General features: G+C 65.9%; 12 protein-coding genes and 4 tRNA genes. 4 read left to right on the top strand and 12 right to left on the bottom strand.

Annotated features, from left to right (window positions below):
* Nucleotides 1-79 precede the first annotated feature (79 nt).
* Nucleotides 80-1798, bottom strand: coding sequence for a cis-3-hydroxy-L-proline dehydratase (gene lhpI / locus AC1DE3_RS09785; protein WP_441511406.1), 1719 nt, complete (start codon nucleotides 1796-1798; stop codon nucleotides 80-82).
* Nucleotides 1799-2248: 450 nt separating this feature from the next.
* The gene (locus AC1DE3_RS09780; RefSeq protein WP_441511405.1) at nucleotides 2249-2530 is read right to left on the bottom strand and encodes a DUF1488 family protein; all 282 of its coding nucleotides are present in this window, start codon (nucleotides 2528-2530) and stop codon (nucleotides 2249-2251) included.
* Between the two features lie 291 nt (nucleotides 2531-2821).
* Between AC1DE3_RS09780 and AC1DE3_RS09775 the strand changes: the two genes are divergently transcribed.
* The gene (locus AC1DE3_RS09775; protein WP_441511404.1) at nucleotides 2822-3196 is read left to right on the top strand and encodes a hypothetical protein; all 375 of its coding nucleotides are present in this window, start codon (nucleotides 2822-2824) and stop codon (nucleotides 3194-3196) included.
* A gap of 14 nt (nucleotides 3197-3210) precedes the next feature.
* On the opposite strand, the gene AC1DE3_RS09770 is transcribed toward AC1DE3_RS09775, so the two are convergent.
* Both AC1DE3_RS09770 and AC1DE3_RS09765 read right to left on the bottom strand, forming a co-directional pair.
* Nucleotides 3211-3287, bottom strand: a tRNA-Asp gene (locus AC1DE3_RS09770).
* A 116-nt stretch (nucleotides 3288-3403) separates the two neighbouring features.
* Nucleotides 3404-3892 carry a hypothetical protein gene (locus tag AC1DE3_RS09765; protein WP_441511403.1) on the bottom strand — a complete coding sequence of 163 codons (489 nt, stop codon included), beginning with the start codon at nucleotides 3890-3892 and terminating at the stop codon, nucleotides 3404-3406.
* 97 nt (nucleotides 3893-3989) lie between these two features.
* On the opposite strand from AC1DE3_RS09765, the gene AC1DE3_RS09760 reads away from it, so the two are divergent.
* Both AC1DE3_RS09760 and AC1DE3_RS09755 read left to right on the top strand, forming a co-directional pair.
* Nucleotides 3990-4065 (top strand) — tRNA-Val (locus AC1DE3_RS09760).
* Nucleotides 4066-4133: 68 nt separating this feature from the next.
* Nucleotides 4134-4210, top strand: a tRNA-Asp gene (locus AC1DE3_RS09755).
* A 110-nt stretch (nucleotides 4211-4320) separates the two neighbouring features.
* Here the strand turns inward: AC1DE3_RS09755 and lon are convergent.
* The 5 genes from lon to AC1DE3_RS09730 form a co-directional block, all read right to left on the bottom strand.
* Nucleotides 4321-6747, bottom strand: a complete 2427-nt coding sequence (gene lon, locus AC1DE3_RS09750) for an endopeptidase La (protein ID WP_441511402.1) — start codon at nucleotides 6745-6747, stop codon at nucleotides 4321-4323.
* A gap of 348 nt (nucleotides 6748-7095) precedes the next feature.
* Nucleotides 7096-8364 carry an ATP-dependent Clp protease ATP-binding subunit ClpX gene (clpX, locus tag AC1DE3_RS09745; protein ID WP_441511401.1) on the bottom strand — a complete coding sequence of 423 codons (1269 nt, stop codon included), beginning with the start codon at nucleotides 8362-8364 and terminating at the stop codon, nucleotides 7096-7098.
* Between the two features lie 273 nt (nucleotides 8365-8637).
* The gene (locus AC1DE3_RS09740; RefSeq protein WP_441511400.1) at nucleotides 8638-9261 is read right to left on the bottom strand and encodes an ATP-dependent Clp protease proteolytic subunit; all 624 of its coding nucleotides are present in this window, start codon (nucleotides 9259-9261) and stop codon (nucleotides 8638-8640) included.
* A 161-nt stretch (nucleotides 9262-9422) separates the two neighbouring features.
* The gene (gene tig, locus AC1DE3_RS09735; RefSeq protein WP_441511399.1) at nucleotides 9423-10859 is read right to left on the bottom strand and encodes a trigger factor; all 1437 of its coding nucleotides are present in this window, start codon (nucleotides 10857-10859) and stop codon (nucleotides 9423-9425) included.
* A gap of 192 nt (nucleotides 10860-11051) precedes the next feature.
* Nucleotides 11052-11136, bottom strand: a tRNA-Leu gene (locus AC1DE3_RS09730).
* A gap of 189 nt (nucleotides 11137-11325) precedes the next feature.
* On the opposite strand from AC1DE3_RS09730, the gene AC1DE3_RS09725 reads away from it, so the two are divergent.
* A complete protein-coding gene (locus tag AC1DE3_RS09725; RefSeq protein WP_441511398.1) occupies nucleotides 11326-12762 on the top strand; it encodes a multicopper oxidase family protein in 1437 nt (478 codons plus the stop codon).
* A gap of 9 nt (nucleotides 12763-12771) precedes the next feature.
* Here AC1DE3_RS09725 and AC1DE3_RS09720 read toward each other — a convergent pair whose 3' ends face one another.
* From AC1DE3_RS09720 to AC1DE3_RS09710, 3 genes are all read right to left on the bottom strand, one after another.
* On the bottom strand, nucleotides 12772-13392 hold the full coding sequence (locus AC1DE3_RS09720) for a gluconokinase (RefSeq protein WP_441511397.1): 621 nt from the start codon (nucleotides 13390-13392) through the stop codon (nucleotides 12772-12774).
* A gap of 31 nt (nucleotides 13393-13423) precedes the next feature.
* Nucleotides 13424-14410, bottom strand: a complete 987-nt coding sequence (gene gnd, locus AC1DE3_RS09715; RefSeq protein WP_441511396.1) for a phosphogluconate dehydrogenase (NAD(+)-dependent, decarboxylating) — start codon at nucleotides 14408-14410, stop codon at nucleotides 13424-13426.
* Nucleotides 14411-14492: 82 nt separating this feature from the next.
* On the bottom strand, nucleotides 14493-15293 hold the full coding sequence (locus tag AC1DE3_RS09710) for an AraC family transcriptional regulator (protein ID WP_441511395.1): 801 nt from the start codon (nucleotides 15291-15293) through the stop codon (nucleotides 14493-14495).
* Between the last annotated feature and the right edge of the window lie 42 nt (nucleotides 15294-15335).

The following is a 15335-nucleotide window of genomic DNA, read 5'->3' as shown; positions in this document are numbered from 1 at the left end:
GATCGAACCTAGCTATGTGGCGGGACGCGACCACGCGTCCCGCGGCGCAGGACTGGCGAGCAGCGGCACGCGGACCGGCTCAGGACAGCCAGCGCGGCAAACGCGCTGGCGCGGCGCCGGAGAGAGCCGCTTCGATGCAGTCCTCGAATGTTCCGAGCCTGACGGTGCAGCCCGAGAGCCCGGGTCCGTAATGCGCATATTTTCCGGAGTTGGTGAGGACCACCTTCGCCCTCTCCGGAAAGACCGGGCGCGTGATCGAGCACCAGCAGAGATCGGGGATGACCTCGACGCCGCTCTCTCGAAGACTTGCCAGGGTCCCCTCGGCCTTGGCAGCGGCGAGGACGTCCCGGCCCGTCGTGATGATGACGGAGAGATTGCCTGCAAGGCGGTGTCCGCCAAGCCGCTCGGCGACGGCCCTGCACTCTTCCGGTGAGGCGTGAGGGCTGCCGATCGCGACGAGATCGATGCCTGCCGGCCCGTCGTTCAGCTGGCGCCAGCCGGCTGCCAGCGCAGCACGCGTGATGACGACCTCGTCTTCGGGGCTGCTGCCGAGGCTGTCCGCTTCCGGCGTGATACCCTCGATATGCAGCATGGCCGCCGCCGAGGTCGTACCGAACGCGGCGCAGAGCGCCTTGAGATCGTCCCGCGTCGGGCGCGCCTGCGCGAGCCCTTTGATCAACGGGACCCGATCCGGCGCGGCCAGTCCGGCGAGATAGCCGATCAACGGCCAGGCCGCGCTGTCCGCCCCCTCCGGCAAATCCACCCGAACCGCACGGCGGGCGCGCCGGCCTTCGTCGAGGAACGCCCCGGCAAGTGGCGCGCGGCCGGTGACCGCGATGCAGAAGTCCAGGAAATCGGGGTGCTTCGCCGTCCGGGCTCCCAAGACCGAATTGGCGAAGATCACCGCATTCGATTCCGACCAGCCGATCGCCTCGCCCAGCCCGGGCGGCTCCGGCAGGGAATAGGGAGCGCAGGTGAAGCTCGGCCGGCAGCCCATGCGGACATAGGCATCGGCCAAGTGCGCGGCAGGCTCGCCGAACGCCGGCGCCACGCCCTGTCGGCGCCAGTTGGCGTGATCCACCGAAATCGCGTTCATGGTCGTCGGGACGCGAACGCGGGCTGCCAACTCCTCCATCTTCTCGGCGAAGATCAGATTGGCCGGTCCGGCATAGATGCAGCCATCGACATGAGCCCGCGTGACATCGACGAGCGCGGTCGCGCCCTGCTGTTGGGCCATGGCGCAGACGATACGCATGGCCTGCTGTGCGGCCACTCCTTCGCCGCCCGTGAGCAAGCGGCGATCGCTGGCTGACAGCTCCAGGTCGCCATGCGCAGCGGCGGAAAGCGGGATATGGAGCCGCCCGCCATCGGCCAGGACCGCGTCCGACATAACCTGCGCCTCGGACGCGGAAGAGAGCGCGTCGAACGCTTCTGTCGGCAGGCGAATAACCGGAATGGGATGTCCGAACATTTCCGCGGCGACGATGGCGCCCAGCGTCAGCGTATCCTCGGGGCCGGCAAAGACCAGAGCCGCGGGGCTGCGCCCGGAAAGCGCGAGTTCCAGCAGCACGCCCGAGCCCGAGCAGGAGCCGCGGCTGGTCGGCATCAGCACCACGGCTCCGGCGAGCGAGACGCCGTGCGACGGGTGGTGCACGTCGATCACCGTTCCCGTGGCCGCATCGACCCCGCCCCAGAAACTCAACGGCTCCCCCATCACGACGACCGGCCCGGAGGCCGTGCCGGGAAGGAGCGAGATTCCAACGTCGCGGCGCAAAGATAAATCCCTCTCGCTGGTCATCGGGTGGAGCGGAAAAGGTACCGCGAAGGCGCGTAGCAGCACCCTCGCCGGCACGAAGCCATCTCACCTGATCAGCGGGACTTATTGAAGCCCCCTTCGCCGCGGACCATTCATCGTCTCGCAGCCGCGCCGGACGAGCTGGTGCCGAACGAGAGCGGCGCATCCCTCCAGAATTTGCCGAGGGTTCCGTTCCGACGAGCCCAAACCCTTGTCGAGGAAAGGACCGTAAAATTCTGGGAATGCTATAAGAATGGCGCGGTTAGCCCCTCGCGTTTTTGCTGAGGCACGCGCGTAGTCGCAGCCGCATGGACGGGGATTTCCGCCCCCGCCTCGTGGCGAGGTTCATCGGCACCGAACCCTACGACCGGCCGCCGGAAATCCACCAAACGCTGGAGGAGCAAGCCGCAAGCGGCAATTGCTGGCGAATGCCCGTCGCCCTAGCCCCTGAGATCAGGTGATCAAGTTCGCGAGCATGACCTGGACGATCGAGCTGCCGTCGGATGCCCCCGCGGAAAGCAGGCGCGCAGCCGCTGCCGCGATCATTGCACAGTGCAGATAAAATTGAGCGAGGCATTGCCTGTCGTTTTCGAGGTTCTCAGGCCCGAGCTCGCGCAGCGTGGAAAACCCGATCTGGCAAGGCGCTCGCCTGGGCCCATCCACCATCCAGAACCTGACGCTCTGCCGCCAGTTCGCAAGATCGGGTGCGGTTTTCTCGTCGAAAACGAAAGCCATGGTCTGCCTCATCAACTCGAATGCGGGATATTCCTCAAAAATGCGCCGGAGCAGGAGTTTCTCGGGCCGGCGCCCCAAGCCCAACATCGCCAGAATGGGCGAGTTCCACCCGGCAACGCTATTGTCGAAAGCTGACCCAAACGTGACGCTGGCGCTGGCTGTCAGCCCCGCTCACGGAGACTTGTCCAGCAGGCGCGGACGAGCACTTTCCAACGACATCTACAGCCGGGCCCGTTGCAGCCGGAAAGGCCGGTGGTGCCGCGTCTTCGCGCGCGGCACCATGGGAATTCCGTGGGGCTCGAGTTCGAGGAGGGCTTCAAGATGGTCTGCTCGGAGGAGCTGGCGGAGATCGAACAACCGGGGCGCGTTCAGGCGCGGACCCGTGAGCGTTCGGCGGCGCTCGATCGGGCGTTTTCTGACATGCGACAGTCGGGCCCTGTCGGAGGGACGGCGGGCGGTGCCGACCCTCAGGCGGTGTCGGCCAAGATCGCCAGTACCCTTGCTGCCTCCACCCGACTGCGGAAGAATCCGGTCGACCTGGCGACAGTGCGGGAAGTGGATGCGATAAGGAGAGGGGCCGAGCCAAACGTCGCGAGAACAAAACGCGACGAAAATTATAACCGAGTCGGCCGGAATTTCTACCGGAAGCAAGAGATTAGCGACTAACCTCTTGATTTATATGGCGCGGGCGACGGGGCTCGAACCCGCGACCTCCGGCGTGACAGGCCGGCACTCTAACCAACTGAGCTACGCCCGCGCTGGGCGGCTGAGGCATTCGCCGTCAGCGACGTGGTGAGTATTGCCCCCGGCTGGAAGTGTCAAGCGCGTGATGCCGGCAAATTCACATCTGGGGAAAAATCCCTTCGCCGGCATTCACGGTTCAGGCGTGCCCCCTCCCATGTCAGGCGATGCGAGGCAGGGATCGAGCAGCACGTGTCGGCGGTCCTGACGGTTATATCCGCCTCGCAGGAGGGCTTTGTCGCCCAATTTGAGATCGTTGGCGCTGTAGGTCACGCACAGCACGCGGATGCCGGGTTCAGCGCAGACAGCGACATACCAGAGCGTCCCATCGGTCTGAATCAAGGACACGGTGCCGGTGATCGCCATATCCACACGCGAATCTGGCGGGATCGAACCGGGCAATTGTCCGGCGACGTCTTCGCAACTTGCCGGTTGGCCCGGTTGCTCGGGTTGCGAGAAGGCCGGGCGGCCAGCAAAAAAGGAATCCGGGAGCAGCGTTTGCGCCAATGCCGGCTCCAGCCCCAGAGCGGCTGCGAGAGCCGCGACGGCAAGGGGCCGCCGGCAGCGCGAGCGGAAGCGATTCTGCAAAGATGCGTTCACCCCGGCCAGCCTGCCGATCAAGATGGCGGAATTCGGCCGGAAGCCGCGATTCGTCCACACACGAGCGACGGGGGGCGCTTGCGATGCGACGCTTCAGGCCTTAAACGGCAAGCACCGGGGGCGGTTAGCTCAGTTGGTAGAGCGCCTCGTTTACACCGAGGATGTCGGCGGTTCGAGCCCGTCACTGCCCACCAGCCCTTCCCGGACATCGTGGCCTAGCCATGGTCCAGACCCTGCTGACGACCGCGCGTCGCAGCAAAACGCGGGCGTAGCTCAGTCGGTTAGAGTGCCGGCCTGTCACGCCGGAGGTCGCGGGTTCGAGCCCCGTCGCCCGCGCCAGTTTCCCCGGACATGCCGGCCAGTCCTACCCGGATGGATCATCCTGCCGGCACCCAAAAGAAAACCGCCGGCGCTTGCGCACCGGCGGCTCTCATTCCTCAGGCCGAAAGTCAGTGGGCGACGACGCCCGCCGCCTCGTCGTCCGCCCCCGGAGCGGGCACGGCCTTCAGATCCTCTTCCCAGACGATAGGAACCGGCTGGCGGGTCAGCGCATGCTGCAGCACCTGCTCCATGCGCGAGACCGGGACGATCTCCATGCCGTCCTTCACCGACTTGGGAAGATCGATCAGATCCTTGGCGTTCTCCTCCGGGATCAGCACCTTCTTGATGCCGCCGCGAAGCGCCGCCAGGAGCTTCTCCTTTAACCCGCCGATCGGCAGCACCCTGCCCCGCAGCGTGATCTCGCCGGTCATGGCGACGTCACGGTTGGTCGGGATGCCGGTCAGGATCGAGACGATGGCGGTCGCCATCGCGATGCCTGCCGAAGGCCCGTCCTTCGGGGTCGCCCCTTCCGGGACGTGCACGTGGATGTCGCGCCGGTCGAAGAGCGGCGGCTCGATGCCGAAATCGACGGCCCGCGAGCGGACATAGGACGCCGCCGCCGAGATCGATTCCTTCATCACGTCGCGCAGGTTGCCGGTGACGGTCATGCGGCCCTTGCCGGGCACCATGACGCCCTCGATCGTCAGCAATTCGCCGCCGACCTCGGTCCAGGCCAGGCCGGTGACGACACCGACCTGATTCTCCGTCTCCGCCATGCCGTAGCGATAGCGCGGCGGGCCGAGATATTCCTCGAGCAGCTTCTCGTCGACGACGACCTTGTCCTTCTTGCCGAGCACGATGTCCTTCACGCCCTTGCGGACGGTGTTGGAGATCTCGCGCTCGAGGTTACGGACGCCGGCCTCGCGGGTGTAACGCCGCACCAGGGTCTGCAGAGCCTCGTCGGTGATCGACCACTCCTTGCCGGTCAGCCCGTGCTTCTTGATCGCGTTCGCGATCAGGTGCTTGCGCGCAATCTCGGTCTTCTCTTCCTCGGTGTAGCCGGCGATGCGGATCACCTCCATCCGGTCCAGCAGGGCCGGCGGGATGTTCAGCGTGTTCGCCGTCGTCACGAACATCACATTCGACAGGTCGTAGTCGACCTCGAGGTAATGGTCGTTGAAGGTCGAGTTCTGCTCGGGGTCGAGCACCTCTAGCAGGGCCGCCGAGGGATCGCCACGAAAGTCCTGGCCCATCTTGTCGATCTCGTCGAGCAGGATGAGCGGGTTGGAGGTCTTGGCCTTCTTCATCGACTGGATGATCTTGCCGGGCATCGAGCCGATATATGTGCGCCGGTGACCGCGGATCTCGGCCTCGTCACGCACACCGCCGAGCGACATGCGGACGAACTCGCGCCCCGTCGCCTTGGCGATCGACTTGCCGAGCGAGGTCTTGCCGACGCCGGGAGGGCCGACAAGGCACAGGATCGGGCCAGCGAGCTTGTTGGCGCGCTGCTGCACGGCGAGGTACTCGACGATGCGGTCCTTGACCTTGTCCAGGCCGAAGTGATCGTCGTCCAGCACCAGCTGGGCGGCGTTGAGGTCCTTCTTGATCTTCGAGCGCTTGCCCCACGGGATGCCGAGCATCCAGTCGAGGTAGTTGCGCACGACGGTCGCCTCCGCCGACATCGGCGACATCTGGCGCAGCTTCTTCAGCTCGGCCGTCGCCTTGTCGCGGGCTTCCTTGGTCAGCTTCGTCTGGGCGATGCGCTCCTCCAGCTCGGCCAGCTCGTCACGGCCTTCCTCGCCGTCGCCCAGCTCCTTCTGGATCGCCTTCATCTGCTCGTTGAGGTAGTACTCGCGCTGGGTCTTCTCCATCTGGCGCTTGACGCGCGAGCGGATGCGCTTCTCGACCTGGAGCACGGACATCTCGCTTTCCATGAGCGAGAGCACCTTCTCCAGACGATGGGCAACGTTGGTGATCTCCAGCACGCCCTGGCGATCGGCGATCTTCACCGCCAGATGCGAGGCGACCGTGTCGGCGAGCTTGGCGGGCTCGTCGATCTGCGAGACCGCAGCGACGATCTCACCCGAGATCTTCTTGTTGAGCTTCACATAGCTCTCGAACTCGCTGACGACCGAACGGGCCAGCGCCTCGACCTCGACCTTCTTGCCTTCCTCCTCGGCCTGGCCGGTGGCCTCCGCCTCGTAGTAGGACTCGGTCGCGGAATAGGACAGCGCCTTGGCGCGGCCGACGCCCTCGACCAGCACCTTCACGGTGGAGTCGGGCAGCTTGAGAAGCTGCAGCACGCGGGCGAGCGTGCCGATTTCATAGATATCCTTGGTCTGCGGGTCGTCATCGCCGGCGTTCTTCTGGGTCGCCAGCAGGATGAGCCCGTCCGTCTTCACCACTTCCTCGAGCGCGCGGATCGACTTCTCGCGCCCGACGAAGAGCGGGACGATCATATGCGGGAAGACGACGATGTCGCGCAAAGGCAGAACCGGGTAGGTGCCGGTCTCGCCTGGGACGAAGGGAGCGCGTGGCGTCGAGCCAGTCATGGCAGTTCCTTTGCAGTTGCGCCCGGCACCCCCCCAAGATGGGCTGAGCGATCGGACGTATGCGGCCAGAGCGACCATTCGCTCCTCCGCCCCCGCGCATCGCACCCTAGCTAGGCATGCGACTCTCGCAAGTGCACCTAAGGTGGAGACTTCCTCGCCGGCTTTCAAGCGAGGTATCCGGGCCATGCACCGCTGTCCTGCAGCAGGCGAAGGACGGAAACCAAGACCTGCGACGGTTCAATCTCCCACGAAGCTGTCGCAGTACGGCACTGCGACGAGCCAATGCCCATCACAACGCAAAACGCGCGCCAATGGCGCGCGTCGCGTTGTCACAAGGCTTGAAAAATCTCAGGCCGAGGCGGTTTTGGTCTCGTCCTCGCGCTCCGCGTAGATGAACAGCGGCCGCGCCTTGTTCTCCACCGCTTCCGGGCCGATCACGATCTGCTCGACGCCCTCGAGGCCGGGCAGCTCGTACATGGTTTCGAGCAAAATGCCCTCCATGATCGAACGCAGGCCGCGCGCGCCGGTCTTCCGCTCGATCGCCTTGCGGGCGATCAGGCTGACGGCCTCGTCGGTGAAGGTCAGCTGCGTGTCTTCCATCTCGAAGAGGCGCTGATACTGCTTGACCAGCGCGTTCTTCGGCTCGGTCAAAATCGTCTTCAGCGCGGCCTCGTCGAGATCCTCCAGCGTCGCCAGAACCGGAAGGCGGCCGACGAACTCCGGGATCAGGCCGAACTTCAACAGATCCTCGGGCTCGACCTCGCGGAAGATCGCGCCGGTGCGGCGCTCGTCGGGCGCCTTGACGGTCGCGCCGAAGCCGATCGAGGTGCCCTTGCCGCGGCTCGATATGATCTTGTCGAGACCGGCGAAGGCACCGCCGCAGATGAAGAGGATGTTGGTGGTATCGACCTGCAGGAATTCCTGCTGCGGATGCTTGCGCCCGCCCTGCGGCGGAACCGAAGCGACCGTGCCCTCCATGATCTTCAGCAGCGCCTGCTGGACGCCCTCGCCCGAGACGTCGCGGGTGATCGAGGGATTGTCCGACTTGCGGCTGATCTTGTCGATCTCGTCGATATAGACGATGCCGCGCTGCGCCCGCTCGACATTGTAGTCGGAGGCCTGGAGCAGCTTGAGGATGATGTTCTCGACGTCTTCGCCGACATAGCCGGCCTCGGTCAGCGTCGTCGCATCCGCCATGGTGAAGGGCACGTCGAGGATGCGGGCGAGCGTCTGCGCAAGCAGGGTCTTGCCCGAGCCGGTCGGCCCGATCAGCAGAATGTTGGATTTCGCCAGCTCGACGTCGTTGTGCTTCGTCGCGTGGCTGAGGCGCTTGTAGTGGTTGTGGACCGCCACCGAGAGCACCTTCTTGGCATGATCCTGGCCGATGACGTAGTCGTCCAGAACCTTGCGGATCTCCTTGGGAGTCGGCACGCCGTCCTTCGACTTCACCAGCGCGGATTTCGATTCCTCGCGGATGATGTCCATGCAGAGCTCGACGCATTCATCGCAGATGAACACGGTCGGGCCCGCGATGAGCTTGCGGACCTCGTGTTGGCTCTTGCCGCAGAAAGAGCAGTACAGCGTGCTCTTAGAGTCGCCGCCGGGCTTATTAGCCATTGTCCATCTCCAGTTCCGGAGACCGGGACCACATCAGCCGAGGCGGATGCAACCGTCGTCTCTCCGTCATAAATAAGCGCTCAGATCACGATGATTAGGTTAACGACCCGTTCCGATACATCCGGAAACGCAGGGCCAATCCAAACCGGATCATAGTGGAGCGCTCGTCCGCTCACCCCCGACCCCATGCAAACACGGGGCCGATCTTCTTTCAATATGGCCCCTGTGAGCCGGCACGCCAACCCACAGGTTCGACACCCCGCGTCGCGGGGCTCAGGCCGCCTCTTCCGGCCGCTTCTCGATGACCTGATCGATCAGGCCGAACTCCTTGGCCTGCTCGGCGGTCATGAAGTTGTCGCGCTCCAGCGCGGCGTGGACTTCCTCGTAGCTGCGGCCGGTGTGCTTCACGTAGATTTCATTGAGCCGCTTCTTCAGGCTTTCGACTTCCTTGGCGTGGATCAGGATGTCGGTGACCTGGCCCTGAAAGCCGCCGGAAGGCTGGTGGACCATGATGCGGGCGTTCGGCAGGGCGAAGCGCATGTCCTTGGCGCCGGCCGTCAGCAGCAGCGAGCCCATCGAGGCGGCCTGGCCCACGCAGAGCGTCGTGACCGGGCAGCGGATGAACTGCATCGTGTCGTAGATCGACAGGCCGGAGGTGACCACGCCGCCGGGCGAATTGATGTAGAAGGAGATTTCCTTCTTGGGGTTCTCGGCCTCGAGGAAGAGAAGCTGCGCCACGATCAGCGACGCGGAGAAATCCTCGACCGGGCCGGTCAGGAAGATGATGCGCTCGCGCAGCAGGCGCGAATAGATGTCGAAGGCGCGCTCGCCACGGCTCGACTGCTCGACCACCATCGGGACGAGATTGTTGTAGGTCTCGATCGGATCGCGAAGCATGGCTCAGTCCTCGGGTGATAGCGCCGGATTGCGGCGGTTTATCGAATCAACGGCTGCTAGGAAGACAACCACATAAGCACGGCGAACGCGGCTGAAAAGGGAAGCGCCGCCGGTCTTGAAGGCCGGCGGCGCGAATGTTGGCATTAAGGTTGCCGGCGGCCTCAGGCGGAGGCGTCGTCAGCCTTCTCGCTGGCCTCGGCCTTCTTGGCCTTCTTGGCGGCGGCCTTCTTCGGCTTGGCCTCGGCAGTCTCCTCGGCCTCGTCGTCGGCATAGAGCGTCTCGCGAGAGACGGTCTGATCCTCGACCTTCACCTGGCCGAGGAGGTGGTCGACGACCTTCTCCTCGAAGATGGGGGCACGGATCTCGGCCAGCGCCTGCGGGTTCTTGCGATAGAACTCCCAGACCTGCTTCTCCTGGCCCGGGAACTGGCGGGCGCGCTCGATCAGGGCCTGGGTGACCTCGTCATCCGAGATCTGGACCTTGGCCTGCTCGCCGATCTCGGCCAGCACGAGGCCGAGGCGCACGCGGCGCTCGGCGATCTTGCGGTAGTCGGCGCGGGCTGCGTCCTCGGTGGTGTCCTCGTCGGCGAAGGTCTTGTTGGCGGCCTTCATGTCGGCCTCGACCTGACTCCAGACGCTGTTGAACTCCTGCTCGACCAGCGTCGGCGGCAGCTCGAAGGTGTACTTGCCGTCGAGCGCGTCGAGCAGGCCCTTCTTCAGCTTACGGCGGGACTGGGCCTGGAAATCACGGCCGATCTGCTCGCTCACGGCGGCCCGCAGGGCATCCAGCGACTCCATGCCGAAGGCCTTGGCGAGCTCATCGTCGATCTTGACGGCATCCGGGCCCTGGACTTCGGTGACGGTGACCACGAACTCGGCCGCCTGGCCGGCGAGATGGGCCGCGCCGTAGTTCTCCGGGAAGGTGACCTTGATCGTGCGGGTCTCGCCCTGCTTGGCGCCTTCGAGCTGCTCCTCGAAGCCGGGGATGAACTGGCCGGAGCCGAGATCGAGCGGGATGCCCTCGCCGGTGCCGCCCTCGAAGGCGTTGCCGTCGATGGTGCCGACATAGGAGATGATCAGGCGGTCGCCGCTCTCGGCCTTGGCCTTCTCGCCCTTCGGCGAATAGGTGCGGTTGCCGGACGCCATGCGCAGCAGGGCGGCGTCGACATCGGCGTCTGGAACCTCGGCGACGGGCTTGGTCAGCGAAACGTCGGAGATGTCGGCCAGCTCGATCTTCGGCAGAACCTCGAGCGCGACGGTGAAGGCGAGATCGCCCTTGGCCTCCATCGCGGCCTCGATCTCGTCCTTGTTCTCGGGGAAGCGGATCTGCGGCTCGAAGGCGAGCTTCAGGTTGTTGTCGGCGACGATCTTCTGGTTGGCTTCGTTGACGGCGTTCTGCAGCACGTCGGACATCACCGAACGGCCATAGAGGCGGCGCAGATGGGCGACCGGCACCTTGCCCGGACGGAAGCCGTTGATCTTGGCCTTGCCCTGAAGGTCCTGCAGGCTGTCGTCGAGCCTCGTCTTCAGGTCGGCGGCGTTCAGCACCACCTGGAATTCGCGCTTGAGGCCCTGGGACAGGGTTTCGGTCACGTTCATTTTTTTTACCGCCAACAGCTCGTTTACGTCTCAATGTCCAAAGCGCGACGCCGGTTCCGACCGCCGCCGCGCTCGCGAAAAACTCTCGCATCGGACCAAAAAGTGGAACCCACTCCTCGGAAAATCCGATGCGGCAACAAACACATAGACCGCCGTTCCGCACCCGCAAGGGCGCGCGGCGATCTAGGCCGATGGTGCGGGCGGAGGGACTCGAACCCCCACGACTTTCGCCGCTGGAACCTAAATCCAGTGCGTCTACCAGTTCCGCCACGCCCGCCGGCCCGATAGCGCTGCGTGCGAGCAAACGCAGCGCGGCCATCGTTAAGCCGCGGTGCTATACGCATTTCGGCCGGCGCTTGCAGCAAAAAAATGACGGTTCTGCAAAGAACCCTTCCGGCGCGTGTTTCCACGGCGCGCCGCGTGGCGCCTCTCGCCAGAGCAGCCCACGCGGATTATGCGATATGTCATGACGAAACCACGCCTTGCCCGCCCCGCCCTGTTGTCCCGCCGGCATCTGCTCGCCGGGTTCGGCAGCGCCGGATTGCTGGCGCCGTCGACGGGCTTCGCGCAGGCGCAGGCCGCGCCAGCGAAAGCGCCGGATGTCGCGCAGCCCCGCATGCTCACGGCTGCCCCGGCCAAGGCCCGGCTGCGCCCCACGCCCGCCGCCGAGACGGAGATCTGGGCCTTCGACGGGGTGACGCCGGGCCCGACGCTGCGAATCAAGCAGGGGGAAACGCTGAGCCTGAAGCTGGAGAACCGGACGACGACCCCGCTCGGGCTGCATTGCTACGGTCTGCGCGGCCAAGCAGCACGCGACGGCGTCGGCGGCTTCAGCCAGCCGCCGATCCCTCCGGGCGAGACCGGCGAAATCCGCCTGACCCCGCCGGACAGCGGCACCCTGCTCTACCGGCCCCTGGTCCTCGGCGGCTCCTCGGAGCCCTGTGGCCGCGGTCTGAGCGGCCTGCTGATCGTCGAGGAGCCGGAGCCGCCTGCGGTCGAGCTCGACCTGCCCGTGCTGGTGACGGACTGGCTCCTGGGCGACGACCAATCGCTCCAGCCCTTCGTCCTGCAAGGCAACCCCGCAGCCTCCGCCGGCCGGCTTGGCAGCTGGCTCACCGTGAGCGGCCGCTCCCCGCCGCTGCCGGTGACCGCAAGGCCGGGCGCGCGGATCCGCTTGCGCCTCGCCAATGCCTGCAACGCCCGGATCATGCGGCTGCGCTTCGATGGCGGCAAACCGACCGTGATCGCGGTCGACAGCCAGCCGACGGAGAGCTTCGAGCCGGTTCGCTCGCAACTGCCCTTCGCGCCCGGGACGCGCTACGATGTGGTCCTCGATCTGCCGATAGAAGTCGGCGCCTCGGTCAACGTCACCGCCCTGATCGGGCCGGGCCTGCCGCTGGTGCGAATCGTGACCGCGGGCGAGCCGAAGGTCCCGCCCGCGGCGGTTCCCGCGCTCAAGCTCAACCCGTCGCTGCCCGCCGCCGTCCGCATGCAGGATGCGACGCGTCCGGAGATCGTGATCGAGGGGGGCGCGAAGCTCGGCGACGACCAGAAGCTCGACTTCTCCGGCCTCGATCTCGCCCGGCCCTGGCTGGTCAATGGCGGCGTCGGCAGCCTCGACGCCAAGCCGCTGTTCAGCGTGAAGCGCGGCACGCCGATGGTGATCGCCATCGACAACCGCACCGCCTTCATCCAGCCGCTGCACGTCCATGGCCACAGCTTCCGGCTGTTGCACCCGCTCGACGATGGCTGGGAGAACTACTTCCTCGACACGGTGCAGATCCCGGAGCGCAAGAGGCTGCACATCGCCTTCATCGCCGACAATCCCGGCCGCTGGCTGATCTCATCGACCGTGCTGGAACGCTTCGACCTCGGCGTGTGGGCGTGGTTCGAGGTGACGTGAGGCTGAGCCTCACAGCCCCAGCCGGTCGACCACGTCCTGCACGATCGCGTCCTTGCTGTCCTCCACGGAGACGACGAGCGGCCGCTCGTCCGGCCCGGGCTCTTCCAGCGTCGCGAACTGGCTGTCGAGCAGCGCCGGCGGCATGAAATGATGCTGCCGGGCGGCCATGCGCCGGCCGATCAGCTCGCGCGAGCCCTTGAGATAGACCAGCGCGACGTCCGGCCGATCGCCGACGATCACCTCGCGATAGGCCCTCTTCAGCGCCGAGCAGGTGACGATGCCGTGCTCGCCCTTCGTCCGCAGATCGTCGATCCAGGCGGCGATCGCGGCGAGCCAGGGCTTGCGATCCTCGTCGGTCAGCGGCGTGCCGCCGGCCATCTTGGCGACGTTCTCGGGCGGATGGAAGGAATCGGCGTCCCGGAAAGGCCAGCCGAGCCGCGCGGCCAGCCGCTCGCCCAGCGAGGTCTTGCCGGAGCTGGCGACGCCCATGACGACGATGACGGCGGGCCTGATGGGCGAGCCCTCATCTTGAGGAGCAGCCGCAGGCTGCGCCTCGAAGGATGTTTCAGAGCGCTCTGGAGCATCCTTCGAGACGGCCGCTGCCGCGGCCTCCTCAGGATGAAGGCTCAAGGAACCTGCCAGCTTTTGTGAGCTCACGGCCTCACCCCTGCTTCTTCGGCTCGACATGGCCACCGAAGCCGGCGCGCATGGCGGAGAGGATCTTTTCGCCGAAGGTGTGATCCACCCTCGAGCGGAAGCGCGCGAACAGCGCCGAGGTCAGCACCTCCGCGGGCGTCGCGGTCTCGACGGCGGCATCGACCGTCCACCGGCCCTCGCCGGAATCCGAGACGTTGCCGGTGTAGGAGGACAGCTCCTCGTCAGCCGCCAGCGCCTCTGCCGTGAGGTCGAGCAGCCAGGAAGTGACGACCGAGCCGCGGCGCCAGACCTCGGCGATCTCCGCCACGTCGAAATCGAAGCCGTATTCGGCCGGAAGGCCTTCCTTGGCGGAGGCATTGCGCAGCAGGTCGAAGCCCTCCGCGAAGGCCTGCATCATGCCGTATTCGATGCCGTTATGGATCATTTTGACGAAATGGCCGGCGCCGGTCGGGCCGCAATGCAGATAGCCCTGTTCGCTCGTCGGATTGCGGCCCTCGCGATGCCTGGTGGGTTCGATATCGCCCTTGCCCGGCGCCAGCGCCTCGAAGATCGGCTCCAGCCGGTCGAAAGCCGGTTTGTCGCCGCCGATCATCAGGCAGTAGCCGCGGTCGAGGCCGTGGACGCCGCCGGAGGTGCCGATATCCATGTAGTGGATGCCCTTGGCCGCGAGCTCCTTGCCGCGGCGGACATCGTCCTTCCAGAAAGCGTTGCCTCCGTCGATCAGCGTATCGCCGCCGGCAACAAGGCCGGCCAGCTCGGCCAATGTCGCCTCGGTGATCTTGCCGGCCGGCAGCATCACCCAGATGGCGCGCGGCGCCTTGAGCTTGGCGACCATGTCCGTGAGATCGGCCGCAAGGGTCGCGCCGTCGGCGGCCAGCGCCTGGCCCGGCTTCGGATCGCGGTCATAAACCACGCATTCATGGCCGGCGCGCATCAGGCGGCGCACGATGTTGGCCCCCATGCGGCCGAGGCCAATCACTCCAAGCTGCATATCCGACACTCCGCGAAGCCCGCCTTTGTCGCTGCTTCAAGCATGGAGGCGGCGGGCGGGGCAAGCCGGCGCAGTTCCGGCGTCATGTCCGGGCCCGGCTCTGCAAGGCTCGCCAACGCCCCGGTGTGACGCCATAGGCGCGGCGGAACTGGCGGGTCAGATGGCTCTGATCGGCGAAGCCGCAGGCCAAGGCGGCATCCGCCAGCGACAGGTCCTGCGCCAGCAGGCGCCGGGCGCGGTCAAGGCGGCGCATTATCAGATAATTATAGGGGCTGGTGCCGAAGGCCGCGCGAAACTGACGCGCCAGCGCGAAGCGATCGAGACCGGAGACGGCCTCGAGCCGCACCGAATCGACCCCCTCGGCGGTATGGGCGTCGAGATAGTCGCGCGCCTTCTCCAGTGCCGCGACATCGGAGCGCATTGGTCTGGGGCTGGCTGCCGAGGGATCGAGGGCGAGCAAGGCATCCGCAAGCCGCTGCATCAGATCGTCGACGGCCATCGAGTCGAGCGGCGCATCGAAATCTCGCAACGCGCGTGCGATGGCGGCGACCAGGCGCCGGTCCTGCGAGACAGCGGAGGAAACGAAGGGCAAGGCCTTGCCATGCTCGCCCATCGCGTCGCGGATCAACCGCGGCTCGACATAGAGCATGCGGTAGCGGAAGCCCTCAGCGATGCCGGAACGCCCGTTATGGACTTCGTCCGGATGGATGACGATGGCTTGGCCGCTGAGGCTGTCACAGCGTGCGCCGCGATAATCGAAGGATTGCACGCCCGAGAGCGTCAGGCCGAAAGCGTAGGTGTCGTGGCGGTGCGGGTCATAGGCGTAGCCGCGAAAGAAGGCCTCGATCCGCTCGATGCCATCAGTCCCGCTGCCGAGCCGCACCCAATCCTCGCCCCCCGATCTGCACGATCGTTCAAGACGCGC

The organism is Allobosea sp. 10L417 (genome assembly GCF_056395485.1).
Note: the sequence above shows the minus strand (reverse complement) of the source record. Positions and strands in the feature narration are given on the sequence as shown.

Excerpts from the sequence above, each read along its gene's own strand:
- tig (WP_441511399.1), bottom strand. The coding sequence starts at position 10,859 with ATGAACGTGACCGAAACCCTGTCCCAGGGCCTCAAGCGCGAATTCCAG.
- AC1DE3_RS09740 (WP_441511400.1), bottom strand. The coding sequence starts at position 9,261 with ATGCTTCGCGATCCGATCGAGACCTACAACAATCTCGTCCCGATGGTG.
- AC1DE3_RS09780 (WP_441511405.1), bottom strand. The coding sequence starts at position 2,530 with ATGGCTTTCGTTTTCGACGAGAAAACCGCACCCGATCTTGCGAACTGG.
- AC1DE3_RS09725 (WP_441511398.1), top strand. The coding sequence starts at position 11,326 with ATGACGAAACCACGCCTTGCCCGCCCCGCCCTGTTGTCCCGCCGGCAT.
- gnd (WP_441511396.1), bottom strand. The coding sequence starts at position 14,410 with ATGCAGCTTGGAGTGATTGGCCTCGGCCGCATGGGGGCCAACATCGTG.
- lon (WP_441511402.1), bottom strand. The coding sequence starts at position 6,747 with ATGACTGGCTCGACGCCACGCGCTCCCTTCGTCCCAGGCGAGACCGGC.
- lhpI (WP_441511406.1), bottom strand. The coding sequence starts at position 1,798 with ATGACCAGCGAGAGGGATTTATCTTTGCGCCGCGACGTTGGAATCTCG.
- clpX (WP_441511401.1), bottom strand. The coding sequence starts at position 8,364 with ATGGCTAATAAGCCCGGCGGCGACTCTAAGAGCACGCTGTACTGCTCT.